The sequence below is a fragment of the Bradyrhizobium sp. USDA 4510 genome (assembly GCF_054059095.1).
This window is the reverse complement of sequence record NZ_JBSSBT010000001.1, coordinates 3941423-3956145: the sequence shown is the minus strand read 5'-3', so window position 1 is coordinate 3956145 and position 14723 is coordinate 3941423. Positions and strand designations below refer to the sequence as shown.

General features: G+C 64.8%; 14 protein-coding genes. 12 read left to right on the top strand and 2 right to left on the bottom strand.

Annotated elements, in window-relative coordinates:
• The first annotated feature begins 5 nt into the window (after window positions 1-5).
• Window positions 6-704 (top strand): ABC transporter ATP-binding protein, encoded by a 699-nt coding sequence (locus tag ACVMDN_RS18045; RefSeq protein WP_016840545.1) that lies wholly within the window; start codon window positions 6-8, stop codon window positions 702-704.
• Window positions 705-813: 109 nt separating this feature from the next.
• Here the strand turns inward: ACVMDN_RS18045 and ACVMDN_RS18040 are convergent, their stop codons facing one another.
• Both ACVMDN_RS18040 and ACVMDN_RS18035 read right to left on the bottom strand, forming a co-directional pair.
• The gene (locus ACVMDN_RS18040) at window positions 814-1086 is read right to left on the bottom strand and encodes a DUF3551 domain-containing protein (RefSeq protein ID WP_057016489.1); all 273 of its coding nucleotides are present in this window, start codon (window positions 1084-1086) and stop codon (window positions 814-816) included.
• A 115-nt stretch (window positions 1087-1201) separates the two neighbouring features.
• A complete protein-coding gene (locus tag ACVMDN_RS18035) occupies window positions 1202-1567 on the bottom strand; it encodes a DUF3551 domain-containing protein (RefSeq protein ID WP_229162689.1) in 366 nt (121 codons plus the stop codon).
• Window positions 1568-1789: 222 nt separating this feature from the next.
• Between ACVMDN_RS18035 and ACVMDN_RS18030 the strand changes: the two genes are divergently transcribed.
• The 11 genes from ACVMDN_RS18030 (at window position 1790) to rseP (ending at window position 14667) form a co-directional block, all read left to right on the top strand.
• Window positions 1790-2524 carry an outer membrane protein gene (locus ACVMDN_RS18030; protein WP_057016491.1) on the top strand — a complete coding sequence of 245 codons (735 nt, stop codon included), beginning with the start codon at window positions 1790-1792 and terminating at the stop codon, window positions 2522-2524.
• Window positions 2525-2721: 197 nt separating this feature from the next.
• The gene (locus tag ACVMDN_RS18025; protein WP_082653734.1) at window positions 2722-2925 is read left to right on the top strand and encodes a GDCCVxC domain-containing (seleno)protein; all 204 of its coding nucleotides are present in this window, start codon (window positions 2722-2724) and stop codon (window positions 2923-2925) included.
• Window positions 2926-3402: 477 nt separating this feature from the next.
• The gene (gene dnaE / locus ACVMDN_RS18020) at window positions 3403-6927 is read left to right on the top strand and encodes a DNA polymerase III subunit alpha (RefSeq protein WP_253639765.1); all 3525 of its coding nucleotides are present in this window, start codon (window positions 3403-3405) and stop codon (window positions 6925-6927) included.
• Between the two features lie 218 nt (window positions 6928-7145).
• On the top strand, window positions 7146-8138 hold the full coding sequence (locus tag ACVMDN_RS18015) for a 30S ribosomal protein S2 (protein ID WP_057016493.1): 993 nt from the start codon (window positions 7146-7148) through the stop codon (window positions 8136-8138).
• 127 nt (window positions 8139-8265) lie between these two features.
• Complete coding sequence (tsf, locus tag ACVMDN_RS18010) at window positions 8266-9189, top strand: translation elongation factor Ts (RefSeq protein ID WP_057016494.1); 924 nt, start codon at window positions 8266-8268, stop codon at window positions 9187-9189.
• Window positions 9190-9260: 71 nt separating this feature from the next.
• Window positions 9261-9977 carry a UMP kinase gene (gene pyrH, locus ACVMDN_RS18005; protein ID WP_310884640.1) on the top strand — a complete coding sequence of 239 codons (717 nt, stop codon included), beginning with the start codon at window positions 9261-9263 and terminating at the stop codon, window positions 9975-9977.
• A gap of 74 nt (window positions 9978-10051) precedes the next feature.
• Window positions 10052-10615, top strand: a complete 564-nt coding sequence (gene frr / locus ACVMDN_RS18000; protein ID WP_028334007.1) for a ribosome recycling factor — start codon at window positions 10052-10054, stop codon at window positions 10613-10615.
• Between the two features lie 21 nt (window positions 10616-10636).
• Entirely contained in the window at window positions 10637-11395 is a 759-nt protein-coding gene (locus tag ACVMDN_RS17995) for an isoprenyl transferase (RefSeq protein ID WP_057016496.1), read from the top strand.
• Window positions 11392-12240, top strand: coding sequence for a phosphatidate cytidylyltransferase (locus ACVMDN_RS17990; protein WP_168855889.1), 849 nt, complete (start codon window positions 11392-11394; stop codon window positions 12238-12240). The genes ACVMDN_RS17995 and ACVMDN_RS17990 overlap by 4 nt, the downstream gene beginning before the upstream one ends.
• Before the next feature lie 4 nt (window positions 12241-12244).
• Window positions 12245-13471 carry a 1-deoxy-D-xylulose-5-phosphate reductoisomerase gene (gene dxr, locus ACVMDN_RS17985; protein ID WP_310884641.1) on the top strand — a complete coding sequence of 409 codons (1227 nt, stop codon included), beginning with the start codon at window positions 12245-12247 and terminating at the stop codon, window positions 13469-13471.
• A gap of 44 nt (window positions 13472-13515) precedes the next feature.
• Window positions 13516-14667, top strand: coding sequence for an RIP metalloprotease RseP (rseP, locus tag ACVMDN_RS17980; protein ID WP_028339659.1), 1152 nt, complete (start codon window positions 13516-13518; stop codon window positions 14665-14667).
• The last annotated feature ends 56 nt before the right edge of the window (window positions 14668-14723 follow it).

Here is a 14723-nt window from a genome sequence, read left to right as displayed (position 1 = left end):
CGCACATGGCGGAGGGGGCGGAAGACACACCGGTCGTCTATCTTCATGACATCAAGCGGGAATACCGGCAGGGCGAAGCGACGCTGACCGTCCTGAACGGCGCCAATCTCGCGCTGTGGCCCGGTCAATCGGTGGCGCTGGTGGCGCCGTCGGGATCCGGCAAGTCGACATTGCTGCACATCGCGGGCCTGCTGGAGACCCCCGATGACGGCGAAGTCTATGTCGCGGGCACGCCGACCTCGCAGATGTCCGACGTCGACCGCACCCAGATTCGCCGTTCCGATATCGGCTTCGTCTATCAATCGCACCGGTTGCTGCCGGAGTTCTCGGCGCTCGAGAACGTCATGCTGCCGCAGATGATTCGCGGCCTCAAACGCTCCGAAACCGTGAAACGGTCGACCGAGATTCTCTCCTATCTCGGGCTCGGCGATCGCATCACCCATCGCCCAGCCGAGCTCTCGGGCGGCGAGCAGCAGCGTGTCGCGATCGCGCGCGCGGTTGCCAACGCGCCCCGGGTACTGTTCGCGGACGAGCCGACCGGCAATCTCGATCCCGGCACGGCCGACCACGTCTTCAACGCGCTGATGCAACTCGTGAAGGCGACCCGGGTCGCGATGCTGATCGCGACTCACAATCTGGATCTCGCCGCGCGAATGGATCGCCGGGTGTCGCTGTCGAACGGACAGGTTGTCGAGCTCGAATAGTGCGCCGTCGCGTGAACTGGCTAGCGGTGCGCGTGAAGAAGCCGCGCTAAGACGAGAGAATCCGGAGCCTTTTTCCGTGTCGCTTCGATCGGAACGAAATGCTTCTGGCTCAATAAGCGGGGCGAGGCCGTCTGCCGGATGCTCTCGGCTGCCTGTCGATCGGCGGCCCGGCATAATAGGGGTTGTTGATGCAGATCGCCGCGAGGCCGGACGCCGAAGCCTGGCACTGCGCGATCGAAGTGTAGCCGCAGTCGGTATCCTCACCGCCCCATCGGTAGTTGGTTTTGCAGACCGGCGAGGTCGAATCGTATTTCTGGGCGCTGGCCGGCGCGGCTGCCAAGGCCAGGAGTGTCGGCAAGAGTGCCAGAATCAGACTGCGCATCAGAAATCTCCTCGTCGGCGCCGGCAATGCTGATGCCGAGCGCACGCGAATAGGCACCTGTGCGCAGCGCCGGATCAACTCACATTCCCGCGCCGGGGTTGCCGGACCGAGCGTATCAGTGGATGAACAGGTCGAAGAAATTGCCCTCACGGCGGTCCCGCGGGGACACGTGAAGATACGAGCGCGGGTCGTTGTCGCCGGCATAATAGGGGTTGGCGATGCAGTTCTGCCCGATGCCCGAAGCGGTGGCCAAGCACGCCTCATACGATGGATAGGAGCAGTTGCTCAGGCCGGGATAGCGGTCGCCTTGAATGCAGAACGGGTAACGCACGCCGACGGCATGCGCGGGCGCAGTCCCCAGCGTTGCAAGTGCAGCCACCGATGCCGCAGCAGCAAGAATCATCGTCCGCATCTGCATTCCTTTTGCTGCGAAGATTCGACCCTGGCGACGATCCAAATCGGACAAGCCGGTTCCGGTCAACGATCTTGCGCCCAGCTGCGCACGCAGATCCGAATTGTGAAGATTGTGCGGCAACTATGTGGCAAAAACTCCAGGAAGTGCCCGTAATACAGTATTAACTTCAAATTTGAGCGAAGTCGTTTGGCCCTGCCTGTTGCCGCGAAGTTACAGCAATTCCGCCGGGGGCTGCTATGACGGTGTCTCGCGGCCTTGGGGGCCTGTAGAAAAAGTTGGAACGGGAAAATGAAAAAGATTTTGCTTGTCACCGCCAGCATGCTCGCGCTCAGCGCGACTGCTGCCTCCGCGGCTGACCTCGCGGCTCGCCCTTACACCAAGGCTCCGCCGCCCATGGTTGCCGCTGTTTATGATTGGACTGGCTTCTACATCGGTATCAACGGTGGTTGGGGCCAGAGCCACGACAACCGTTCGGTCGACGGCTTCGGCGGCGTCGGAAGCTACGACGCCAACGGCGGCACCGTCGGTGGCCAGATCGGCTACCGCTGGCAGGCCGGCGGCTGGGTGTTCGGTCTGGAAGCTCAGGGCAACTGGGCTGACTTCTCCGGCAGCACCGGCAATCTGGTCGTCCCGGGCGGCATCGTTCGCTCGAAGACTGATGCGTTCGGCCTGTTCACCGGTCAGATCGGCTACGCCTGGAACAACGTCCTGCTGTACGCCAAGGGCGGTGCTGCGGTCACCGATCGCAACTTCCAGTTCCTCAACGCGGCCGGCAATCTGGCGTCCGAGACCGGCTTCGACACCCGTTGGAGCCCGACGGTCGGTGTTGGCCTCGAATTCGCCTTCTCGCAGGGCTGGTCGCTCGGCGTCGAGTACAACCACATCTTCGAAGACACCCATGGCGCGACCTTCGTGACCCCGGCTGGTGTTGCCGTGACCGGCTTCCACACCGGTGGCGACACCGACATGGTCCTGGGCCGTCTGAACTACAAGTTCGGTGGCCCGGTCATCGCGAAGTACTGATCGCTCGCTTAATTCAAGCGGCATCGAAAACCCCGGGCTTCTTCGGCCCGGGGTTTTTTGTTGGCCTGGCGGCGCCGGCCCGTCGGCCAGGAGCAGGGGACGGGCTTTGCCCGTCCGCTTCGGGATTCGGGTCGGATTTGATTGGACGAGGCCTTCCGACCGAACGGTCAACGCCGCATATTCGCGGCATGACGGACCTGCAGCTGACTTCCCAACTGACGTGCCCGTCCTGCGGCCATGTCTCCATCGAGACGATGCCGACCGACGCCTGCCAGTTCTTCTATGATTGCAAGGGCTGCGGCACTCGCCTGAAACCGAAAGCAGGAGATTGCTGCGTGTTTTGCTCATACGGAACGGTCCTTTGCCCTCCCAGGCAGGCTGGGAATTGCTGCGGTAACTAGCTCCCCGGAGGCTCAAGACGAGTTCGCCATCCGGATCACTGTCGGCGGCGAGACGTCGGCCGCTCAGGAATTAACCACAGGGGTCACTTCTCGAACTGGGTCGCCGGCATTGCTTGACACCTAGAACAAAAAAGGAACAATGTTCTGCATACGTTCCGGTTCAGGGAGAGCGGCCATGTTGAAGATTTTCGTGCAAGAAGCTGCAGCGCTGGCATCGATCACGCTGTTCGTCGGGATGATCGCGGTGTGGGCCCAGCTGATCACCCAATTCTGAAAATGCGCCCGCGGGGACAGGGGCATCGCCGGCGGCATGGTCTGCCCCTGGGGAAAAGCAGGAGGACTTGCCGCCACGCCGCGTTCGGCGTGGACTTGGCAGGGGTCAGGCCCCACCATGGGATTGCGAGTCGGGTCTGACACTTTCGAGTTCCGGCCCTGGCGCTCGCTCCATCCCTGACTCAAGAGATTCCGTAAGCAGTCATGCCGAATGCCGGATTCGTTCACCTTCACGTTCATTCCGCTTATTCGCTGCTGAAGGGCTCGATCAAGATCGCCAAGCTGGGCGAGCTCGCGAAGGCCGACCGCCAGCCGGCGCTGGCGCTGACCGATACCGACAACATGTTCGGCGCACTGGAATTCTCGGACAAGATGGCCGGCTACGGCATCCAGCCGATCGTCGGCTGCGAGCTGGCGGTGGATTTCGGCGACGTCGATCCGAATACGCGGAGCATCCTTGCGACGACGGGCCCGGCGCGAATCGTGCTGCTGGCGGCGCGCGAGCGCGGCTACCGCAGCCTGATGCGGCTGAACTCGCGGGCGTTCCTGGAGACGCCGGTCAACCAGACCCCGCACATCAAGTTCGATTGGCTCATCGACGACGCCGAGGACCTGATCGCGCTGACCGGCGGCCCCGACGGCCCGATCGCGCTGGCGCTCCGGGCCGAGCAGGCGGCGCTGGCGATCACCCGCTGCGAACGCCTGGCCGGCCTGTTCGGCGATCGCCTCTACATCGAATTGCAGCGCCACGGCGCCGACAAGGAACGCCGCACCGAAGGCGGCCTGATCGATCTCGCCTACAGCAAGGGCCTGCCGCTGGTGGCGACCAACGAGCCGTATTTTGCCAGCAATGACGACTACGAATCGCATGACGCGCTGCTCTGCATCGCCGGCGGCCATCTGATTGCCGAGACCAACCGCGAGCAACTGACCCCGGATCACCGCTTCAAGACCCGCGCGGAAATGGCGGTGCTGTTCGCCGACATCCCGGAGGCGCTGGCCTCGACGGTGGAGATCGCCGAGCGCTGCTCGTTCCGGCCGAAGACCCGCAAGCCGATCCTGCCGTTCTTCACGGTGGGTGCCGCCGCCAGCGCCGATGCCGCCGCCGACGAGGCCGCCGAGCTGAAGCGCCAGGCCGAGGAGGGGCTCGCGAATCGCCTGCGGGTGCACGGTCTCTCGCCGGGAATGACCGAAGAGGACTACAGCAAGCGGCTTGCCTTCGAGCTCGACGTCATCACCCGCATGAAATACGCGGGCTACTTCCTGATCGTCTCCGACTTCATCAAATGGGCGAAGGCGCAGGGCATTCCGGTCGGGCCGGGCCGCGGCTCCGGCGCCGGCTCGCTGGTCGCCTGGGTGCTGACCATCACCGACCTCGATCCGATGCGGTTTGCGCTGCTGTTCGAGCGCTTCCTCAATCCCGAACGCGTCTCGATGCCGGACTTCGACATCGACTTCTGCCAGGACCGCCGCGGCGAGGTGATTCAGTACGTGCAGGAGCGCTACGGCCGCGACCAGGTGGCGCAGATCATCACCTTCGGTACGCTGCAGGCGCGCGGCGTGCTGCGCGACGTCGGGCGCGTGCTGCAGATGCCCTATGGGCAGGTGGACAAGCTGACCAAGCTGGTGCCGCAGAATCCCGCAGCGCCGGTGACGCTGGCGCAGGCGATCGAGGGCGAGCCCAAGCTGCAGGCGTTCCGCGACGAGGATCCGGTGGTGGCGCGTGCGTTCGATATCGCGCAGCGTCTCGAAGGCCTGACGCGCCATGCCTCGACGCATGCCGCCGGTATCGTGATCGGCGACCGGCCGCTGAGCGAGCTGGTGCCGCTCTACCGCGATCCGAAATCCGACATGCCGGTCACCCAATTCAACATGAAATGGGTCGAGCCGGCGGGCCTCGTGAAATTCGACTTCCTCGGCCTGAAGACGCTGACCGTGCTGGACGTCGCGGTGAAGCTGCTCAAGCAGCGCAACGTCCATGTCGATCTCGCGACGCTGCCGATCGACGATGCGCCGAGCTATCAGATGCTGGCGCGGGGCGATGTCGTCGGCGTGTTCCAGGTGGAAAGCCAGGGCATGCGGCGCGCGCTGATCGACATGCGGCCGGACCGCTTCGAGGACATCATCGCGCTGGTGGCGCTGTATCGCCCGGGCCCGATGGCGAACATCCCGACCTATTGCGCGCGCAAGCACGGCGACGAGGAATCGGAATATCTGCATCCGATCCTGGAGCCGATCCTGAAGGAGACCTTCGGCGTCATCATCTATCAGGAACAGGTGATGCAGATCGCGCAGCAGATGGCGGGCTACTCGCTCGGCCAGGCCGACCTGCTGCGCCGCGCGATGGGCAAGAAGATCCGCGCCGAGATGGACAAGCAGCGCGACATCTTCGTCGACGGTGCGATGAAGAACGGCGTGGCGAAGGGCCAGGCCGAGACGATCTTCGAGCTGCTCGCCAAGTTCGCCGACTACGGCTTCAACAAGAGCCACGCGGCGGCCTATGCGCTGGTGTCGTACCACACCGCCTATATGAAGGCGCACTACCCGGTCGAGTTTTTGGCGGCGTCGATGACGCTCGAACTCAACAACACCGACAAGCTGTCCGAATTCCGCTCCGAGGCGCAGCGGCTCGGCATCAAGGTCGAGGCGCCCAACATCAATCGCTCCGGCGCGACCTTCGAGGTCAGCGACAACACGATCTACTACGCGCTGGCGGCGCTGAAGGGCGTCGGCATCCAGGCGGTCGAGCAGATCATCGAGGAGCGCAACAAGAAGGGCGCCTTCACCTCGCTCGCCGATTTCGCCGCGCGGGTGAGCCCGCGCGCCGTCAACAAGCGGATCATCGAGAGCCTTGCGGCGGCCGGCGCCTTCGACACGCTGGAGCCGAACCGCGCGCGCGTCTTCGCCGGCGCCGATGCGATCCTCGCCGCCTGCCAGCGCAGCCATGAGGCGGCGACCTCGGGCCAGAACGACATGTTCGGCGGCGCGGCGGATGCGCCGAGCATCATGCTGCCGCAGATCGAGCCGTGGCTGCCCGCCGACCGGCTGCGGCGCGAATACGACGCCATCGGCTTTTTCCTGTCGGGCCATCCGCTCGACGACTACGCCACCGCGCTGAAGCGGCTGCGCGTGCAGTCCTGGGCGGAGTTCTCGCGCGCGGTGAAGACCGGCGCCACCGCCGGCAAGGTCGCGGCAACCGTCGTGTCCCGCATGGAGCGCCGCACCAAGACCGGCAACAAGATGGGCATCATGGGCCTGTCGGACCCGACCGGCCATTTCGAAGCGGTGCTCTTCTCGGAAGGCCTTGCGCAATACCGCGACGTGCTCGAACCGGGAGCGGCCGTGCTGTTGCAGCTCGGCGCCGAGCTGCAGGGCGAGGACGTGCGGGCGAGGGTGCTGCACGCCGAGCCGCTGGATCACGCCGCGGCCAAGACGCAGAAGGGCCTGCGGATCTTCGTGCGCGACACCAAGCCGCTGGAGTCGATCGCCCGCCGGCTCAACATGCCGGAAGCCGCGCCTGCCCCGGGCGGCGCCGCAAAGGCACCGGCCGTGAAGCCGGCCGCCGCGCCGCCACCGGCGGCGGGGGCCGATGGCGACGTCTCGCTGGTGATGATGCTGGACCTCGAAACCGAGGTGGAGATGAAGCTGCCCGGCCGCTACAAGGTCTCGCCGCAGATCGCCGGCGCGATCAAGGCGGTTGCCGGCGTGGTCGACGTGCAGACCCTGTAAACTGGGGACTCCGGGCGCCAAACAGGGCCGTTTCGGCACGATTTGTGCCCGGCCGGCCGGTGTAACCGGCCGTATTTCCTTGCTTCTGGCGCAAATCGCGCTATATAGCGCGCCATCTCACACGGAAACATGGCTCTCAAGGCCGTCCGGTGGTAACCGGGCCATTCAGGCGCGTTTGCTCACACGTTTCCGGAGGAACCAACCGGAGAATTATCACTATGTCGCTACCCGATTTTTCTATGCGTCAGTTGCTTGAAGCTGGCGTTCACTTTGGCCACCAGGCCCACCGCTGGAATCCGAAGATGCAGGATTACATCTTCGGCGCCCGCAACAACATCCACATCATCGACCTCGCGCAGACCGTGCCGATGCTGCACCGTGCCCTGCAGGCGGTCAGCGATACCGTCGCCAAGGGCGGCCGCATCCTGTTCGTCGGCACCAAACGCTCGGCCCAGGACGGTGTTGCCGACGCTGCCAAGCGTTCGGCGCAGTACTTCGTCAACTCGCGCTGGCTCGGCGGCACGCTGACCAACTGGAAGACGATCTCGGCCTCGATCAAGCGCCTGCGTCATCTCGACGACGTGCTGTCGTCGGGCGAAGCCAACTCCTACACCAAGAAGGAGCGGCTGACGCTGCAGCGCGAGCGCGACAAGCTCGACCGTTCGCTCGGCGGCATCAAGGACATGGGCGGCCTTCCCGACATGATCTTCGTGATCGACACCAACAAGGAAGACATCGCGATCCAGGAAGCCCAGCGGCTCAACATCCCGGTCGCGGCGATCGTCGACACCAATTCGGACCCGAAGGGCATCACCTATGTGGTGCCGGGCAATGACGACGCCGGCCGCGCGATCTCGCTGTATTGCGATCTCGTGGCGCGCGCCGCCATCGACGGCATCTCGCGCGCTCAGGGCGATTCCGGAATCGACATCGGCGCGTCGGCGACGCCCGTGCAGGAAGACCTTCCGGCGGCCGCGCCGTCCGGCTTCCAGGGCCTCGCCGGCCCGCGCGGCACCGCCGACAACCTCAAGAAGCTCACCGGCGTGTCCGGTGCGATCGAGAAGAAGCTCAACGACCTCGGCATCTTCCACTACTGGCAGCTCGCCGAGCTCGACCACGACACCGCGCACAAGATTGGCGAAGAAGTCGGTCTGCCGAGCCGTGCCGACGCCTGGGTCGCCCAGGCCAAGACGCTCGCCGAAGCGGAATAAAGGCTACGCGGCGTGGCCGGGTCTCGCCCGGCCGCCGCTTCTATTCCACGAACAACGATCTCCCTGTCGCAGATAGCGGCGCCATCGGGCGCCGCGGTTTCTGTACAGGCAAGAAGGACATTGAACGATGGCAACGATCACAGCAGCGATGGTCAAGGAGCTCCGCGAGTCGACTGGCGCGGGCATGATGGATTGCAAGGCGGCGCTGACCGAGAACAACGGCGACATGCAGGAAGCGCAGGATTGGCTGCGCAAGAAGGGCCTCTCCAAGGCCGCCAAGAAGGCCGGCCGCGTCGCGGCCGAGGGCCTGATCGGCGCGCTGACTTCCGGCACCAAGGGCGTGCTGGTCGAGGTCAACTCGGAGACCGATTTCGTTGCGCGCAATGAGCAGTTCCAGGGCCTGGTCAAGATGATCGCCCAGGTCGCGCTGCACAACGGCGCTGACGTCGAGAAGATCAAGGCGGCCAAGGTCGGCGACGTCACCGTCGAGACCGCGATCTCCGACGCGATCGCGACCATCGGCGAGAACATGACGCTGCGCCGCGCCGCCTCGCTCGAGGTGAGCAAGGGCGTGGTGTCGAGCTATGTCCACAACGCGGTCGTCGAGGGCGCCGGCAAGATCGGCGTGATCGTGGCGCTGGAGTCCGCCGGCAAGACCGACGAGCTCGCGGTGCTCGGCCGCCAGCTCGCCATGCACGTCGCGGCGGCGAAGCCGCTGGCGCTCGACCCGGCCGGGCTCGATCCGGAGACCGTCAAGCGCGAGAAGGACGTGCTGGCCGACAAGTACCGCCAGCAGGGCAAGCCGGAGAACGTCATCGAGAAGATCGTCGATTCCGGCCTGAAGACCTACTACAAGGAGGTCTGCCTGCTCGATCAGGCCTTCATCCACGATAGCGGCAAGTCGGTTGCCCAGGCGGTGAAGGAAGCTGAGGGTAAGGTCGGCGGGCCGATCAAAATCGCTGGCTTTGTGAACTATGCTCTCGGTGAGGGAATCGAGAAGCAGGAAAGTGACTTCGCCGCCGAAGTCGCGGCCGCCAGCGGCAAGAAGTAACCGCTGACACCAAGGCGTCCGGCGCTCCGCGCCGGAGGCCTGCCTGCGCGGGATAAGAAAGCGATCGCATCATGGCTGAGCCGATCTATCGTCGCGTGGTGATCAAGCTGTCCGGCGAATATCTGGCCGGCTCCCACGGGTTCGGTATCGATCAACCGACGGTCGATCGCATCGCCGACGACCTGATCGCAGCCCGCAACCTCGGTATCGAGGTCGCCGTCGTGATCGGCGGCGGCAACATCGTCCGTGGCGTCGAGGTGTCCTCGCGCGGCGTCTCCCGGCCGACCGGCGACACCATGGGTATGCTTGCCACCATGATGAACTGCCTCGCGCTGGAGGCGGCGATCGAGCGCAAGGGAACCCCGGCGCGGACCTTGTCGGCATTCGTGATGCCGGAGATTTCCGAGCTGTTCACCCGTAGTGCAACGCACAAATATCTCGCCGAGGGACGCATCGTCCTGCTCGGCGGTGGAACCGGCAACCCGTTCTTCACGACCGACACCACCGCCGTGCTCCGCGCGGCCGAAATCGGTGCGCAGGCGGTGCTGAAGGCCACCAATGTCGACGGCGTCTACAGCGCCGATCCGAAGAAGGACCCCAAAGCCAAGCGCTTCGACCGCCTAACCCATTCGCAGGCGATCGAGGGCGGCTACAAGGTCATGGACGCGACCGCTTTCGCACTTGCCCGCGAGACGTCGCTGCCTATCATCGTGTTCTCTATCGCGGAGCCCGGTTCGATCGGTGCGATTCTGCGCGGTACCGGACACGGCACCGTCGTCGCCGGCTGATTGCCGCGCCTCCGGGTCCAGATTTTGGGCCCGAGGGCGTCGACAGCCGGTTTCTAGTGAAAGGGAGAAACGTCATGGCCGCAGCTGGTTTTGACATCAACGACGTCAAGCGCCGCATGCAGGGCGCCACGCAATCGCTCAAGCACGAGCTCGGCGGCCTGCGCACCGGCCGTGCCGCGGCCTCTATGTTGGAGCCGGTCCAGGTCGAGGCTTACGGCTCGCATATGCCGCTCAACCAGGTTGCCACCATTAGCGTGCCCGAGCCGCGCCTGCTCTCGGTGCAGGTCTGGGACAAGACGATGGTCAAGGCCGTGGAGAAGGCAATCGTCGACTCCAACCTCGGCCTGTCGCCGGCGACCGAAGGACAGGTGCTGCGCTTGCGGATTCCCGAACTCAACGAGGAGCGCCGCAAGGAGCTCGTCAAGGTCGCGCACAAATACGCGGAAGCGGCCAAGGTCGCGGTACGCCACGTGCGCCGCGACGGCCTCGACGTGATCAAGAAGCTCGAGAAGAATCACGAGATCTCCGAGGACGATCAGGAGCGCCTGTCGAACGAGGTGCAGAAGGCGACCGACGGCGTGATCGCCGAAGTCGATCAGCTGCTTGCCGCCAAGGAAAAGGAAATCCTGACGGTCTGAAGGCGCTACGGGAACGAGCCGATGTCGAACGCCGCCGCCCCAGCAGCTGACGGACCGGATCGCTCCGGCAGTCCGTTGCATGTGGCCATCATCATGGACGGCAACGGGCGCTGGGCCGCTTCGCGCGGCTTGCCGCGCGTCGAGGGCCATCGCCGCGGCGTCGAAGCGCTGCGCCGCGTGGTGCGTGCGGCCCATGAACTCGGCATCGTCTATCTCACCATTTTTTCTTTCAGCTCGGAAAACTGGTCGCGGCCCGCGAGCGAGATCGGCGATCTGTTCGGCCTGTTGCGCCGCTTCATCCGCAACGATCTGGCGACGCTGCATCGTGACGGGGTGCGGGTGCGCGTGATCGGCGAGCGTGACGGGCTTGACGCCGACATCTGCGCGCTGCTCAACGAGGCAGAGGAGCTGACGAAGAACAACGTCAAGCTCAGCCTTGTGGTCGCCTTCAACTATGGTTCGCGGGCGGAGATCGCCGCCGCGGCGCGGCGCCTTGCGCGCGAGGTCGCCGAAGGCAAGCGCGACGCCAACTCCATCGATGCCGACACGCTCGGGCAATATCTCGATGCGCCCGACATTCCGGATCCGGATCTGATTATCCGCACCAGCGGCGAGCAGCGTCTGTCCAACTTCCTGATGTGGCAGGCCGCCTATAGCGAACTCGTGTTCGTGCCGATTCACTGGCCGGATTTCGACAAGGCGGCGCTCGAAGGCGCGATTGCGGAATACGGCAAGCGCGAGCGCCGGTTCGGCGGGCTCGCTGCGAAAACCGGATCGTGACCGAGGGCGAGGCCGCGCCGGCGGCAGCAAACGAGCAGGGGTCGCGCAATCTCGCGATGCGCGTGATTGCGGCGCTGGTGCTGGCGCCGGTTGCGATCGCGCTGGCCTATATGGGCGGCGTCGCCTGGTCGCTCCTCGTGACATTGGCGGCGGCCGGATTGTTCGCGGAATGGCTTGTTGTCACCGGACTCGGACGCGAGCTCCGTGTCGTGGTGCCCGGCGTGGTCGCGTTGCTGCTCGCCGGACTATGCCTGATGGCCGGCCGTATCGATGCGGCCCTGATCGTGCTCGCCGCCGGTGCGGTTGTTGTGGCACTGACGTCCGGCGCGCGGCGCAACTGGGCCATTGCGGGACTGCTCTATGCGGCAGGGGCCGAGATCGCATCGGTCCTGCTGCGCCTCGACACGGCGAAGGGCTTTGCCGCGCTGATGTTCGTGTTGCTGATCGTGTGGGTCACCGATATCGGCGGCTACTTCGCGGGCCGCAGTATCGGCGGGCCGAAGCTCTGGGTGCGGGTCAGCCCGAAGAAGACATGGGCGGGCGCGGTTGGCGGCTTCGGGGCGAGCCTGCTGGTCGCTGCCGGCTTTGCCGCCTTTGAGATCGGCTCGACCGGTCCGCTCTTGATGCTCGGCGCCGTGTTGTCGGTGGTCTCGCAACTTGGCGATCTCTTCGAATCCGCGGTGAAGCGGCGGTTCGGCGTAAAGGATTCGAGTCACATCATTCCCGGTCACGGCGGCCTCCTGGACCGCCTGGACGGATTTGTCGCGGCCGTCATTGTGGCGGCGATTTTCGGCTTTCTCCGTGGTGGCGCCGATGGCGTCGGGCGCGGTCTTATGGTTTGGTGATGAGATGAGCGCAGTTCCGTTGCGTAACAACAAGGCCGCGGCGGCATCCGCCGCGCGCACTGTAACCGTCCTCGGTGCCACCGGCTCGATCGGCGACAGCACCATGGATTTGCTGCGCGGCGCGCGCGACCGCTACCGGGTCGAGGCGCTGACCGCGAACAGCAATGTCGAGGGCCTCGCCAAGCTGGCCAAGGAATTCGGCGCGCGGTTCGCCGCCATTGCCGATCCGGCGAAGCTTTCGGAGCTGAAGGACGCGCTGACCGGAACCCGGACCGAATGCGGGGCCGGGGAGAGCGCGATCATCGACGCGGCCGCGCGGCCGGCCGATTGGGTGATGGCGGCGGTCAGCGGCGCGGCCGGGCTGAAGCCCGCACTTGCCGCAGTCGATCGTGGCGCCACCGTCGCGCTGGCCAACAAGGAATGTTTGGTCTGCGCCGGCGATATCTTCATGGAGCGGGCGAGGAAGGCCGGCGCCTGCATCCTGCCGGCGGACTCCGAGCACAATGCGCTATTCCAGGCGCTGGCTTCCGGCAACCGCGAGGAACTGACGCGGGTGATCATCACCGCGTCCGGCGGCCCGTTCCGTACCTGGGCGCCCGCCGACATCGAGCAGGCGACGCTGGAACAGGCGCTGAAGCATCCGAATTGGAGCATGGGGCAGAAGATCACGATCGATTCCGCCTCGATGATGAACAAGGGTCTCGAGGTGATCGAGGCGTCCTATCTGTTCGCTTTGACGCCCGACGAAATCGACGTGCTGGTGCACCCGCAGTCGATCATCCACGGCATGGTCGAGTTCTCCGATCGCTCGGTGGTCGCCCAACTCGGCACGCCCGATATGCGGATCCCGATCGCGCATTGCCTCGGCTGGCCCGACCGCGTCGTCGGCCCGTCCGCCAAGCTCGACCTCGCCAAGATCGGACAGCTCACCTTTGAGGCGCCGGATTTTGAGCGCTTCCCGGGGCTGCGGCTGGCCTACGAGGCGTTGCGGATGGGGCACGGCGCGACGACGGTCTACAACGCTGCGAACGAGATCGCGGTCGCCGCGTTTATCGCCGGCAAGATCAAGTTCGGCGCGATCGCCCGGCTGGTCGAGGCGACGATGAACGATTGGATCAAGTCAGGGAATCAGCCACCACTGCACTCGGCGGATGATGCGATTTCCGTTGACCATATCGCGCGAAATAAAGCTGCCGCCCTATTGCCTCAAATTGCCTTAAAGGCAACCTAGAGGGTTGGGGACGGAGCCTTTGGCTCTTGTCGAGGGAAAATCGAATGCCCGAGTATTTTATTCATAGTATCAATGCGTTGAGTCATGGGCTTCTCGGTACCATCGTTCCCTTCCTCTTCGTCCTGACCATCGTCGTCTTCTTCCATGAGCTCGGCCACTTCCTGGTCGCGCGCTGGGCCGGCGTGAAGGTGTTGACGTTCTCGCTGGGCTTCGGCCCGGAGCTCGCCGGCTTCAACGACCGGCATGGCACGCGCTGGAAGATCTCGGCGATTCCGCTCGGCGGCTACGTCAAATTCTTCGGCGACGACAGCGAGGCTTCGACGCCGTCCACCGAGACGCTCGCCGCCATGACGGCGGAAGAGCGTGAAGGCAGCTTCCATCACAAATCGGTCGGAAAGCGCACCGCCATCGTTGCGGCCGGCCCGGTGGCGAACTTCATTCTCGGCGCCCTGATTTTCGCGGGCATGGCGCTCTACTACGGCAAGCCGAGCACGATTGCCCGGGTCGACGGCTTAGTGGCCGAAAGCGTCGCCGCGAACGCCGGCTTCAAGGTCGGCGATGTCGTCGTGGATATCGACGGCAGCGCGATCCAGAGCTTCGCCGACATGCAGCGGATTGTAGCTTCGAATGCTGGTTCAGAGCTTGGATTCAAGGTGAAGCGCGATGGTGCGATTGTCGCGCTCAAGGCGACGCCGGCGCTCCGGGAGGTCAAGGACCCCTTCGGCAATGCCCACCGAATCGGCGTGCTCGGAATCGAGCACAAGGCTCAGGTCGGCGAAGCGACCAGCGCCTCGGTCGGCGTGCTGGAGGCCCTCAAGATCGGCGTCGAGCAGGTTTGGTACATCATTTCCAGCACGTTCAAGTTCCTGGGGTCGCTGTTCGTTGGAACCGGCAATCCGGCCGAGGTGAGCGGCGTCATTGGAATCGCGAAGCTGTCGGGGCAGGCCGCGAGCGCCGGGTTCCAGTTCGTGATCAACCTTTGCGCCATCCTGTCGGTCTCGATCGGCCTGCTGAACCTGTTTCCGATCCCGCTTTTGGATGGCGGACACCTGCTTTTCTACAGCGCGGAGGCGCTGCGGGGACGCCCGCTGTCGGAGCGGACGCAGGAGGTGGGTTTCCGAATCGGGCTGGGTCTGGTCCTGATGCTGATGGTGTTTGCGACGTATAACGACATCCTCAGGATCGCCGGGTCCTGAAACGGGCTTTTTTGTGGCGTTGCCAATGGGCAACGTCTTGGAACGAAAATGGAAAT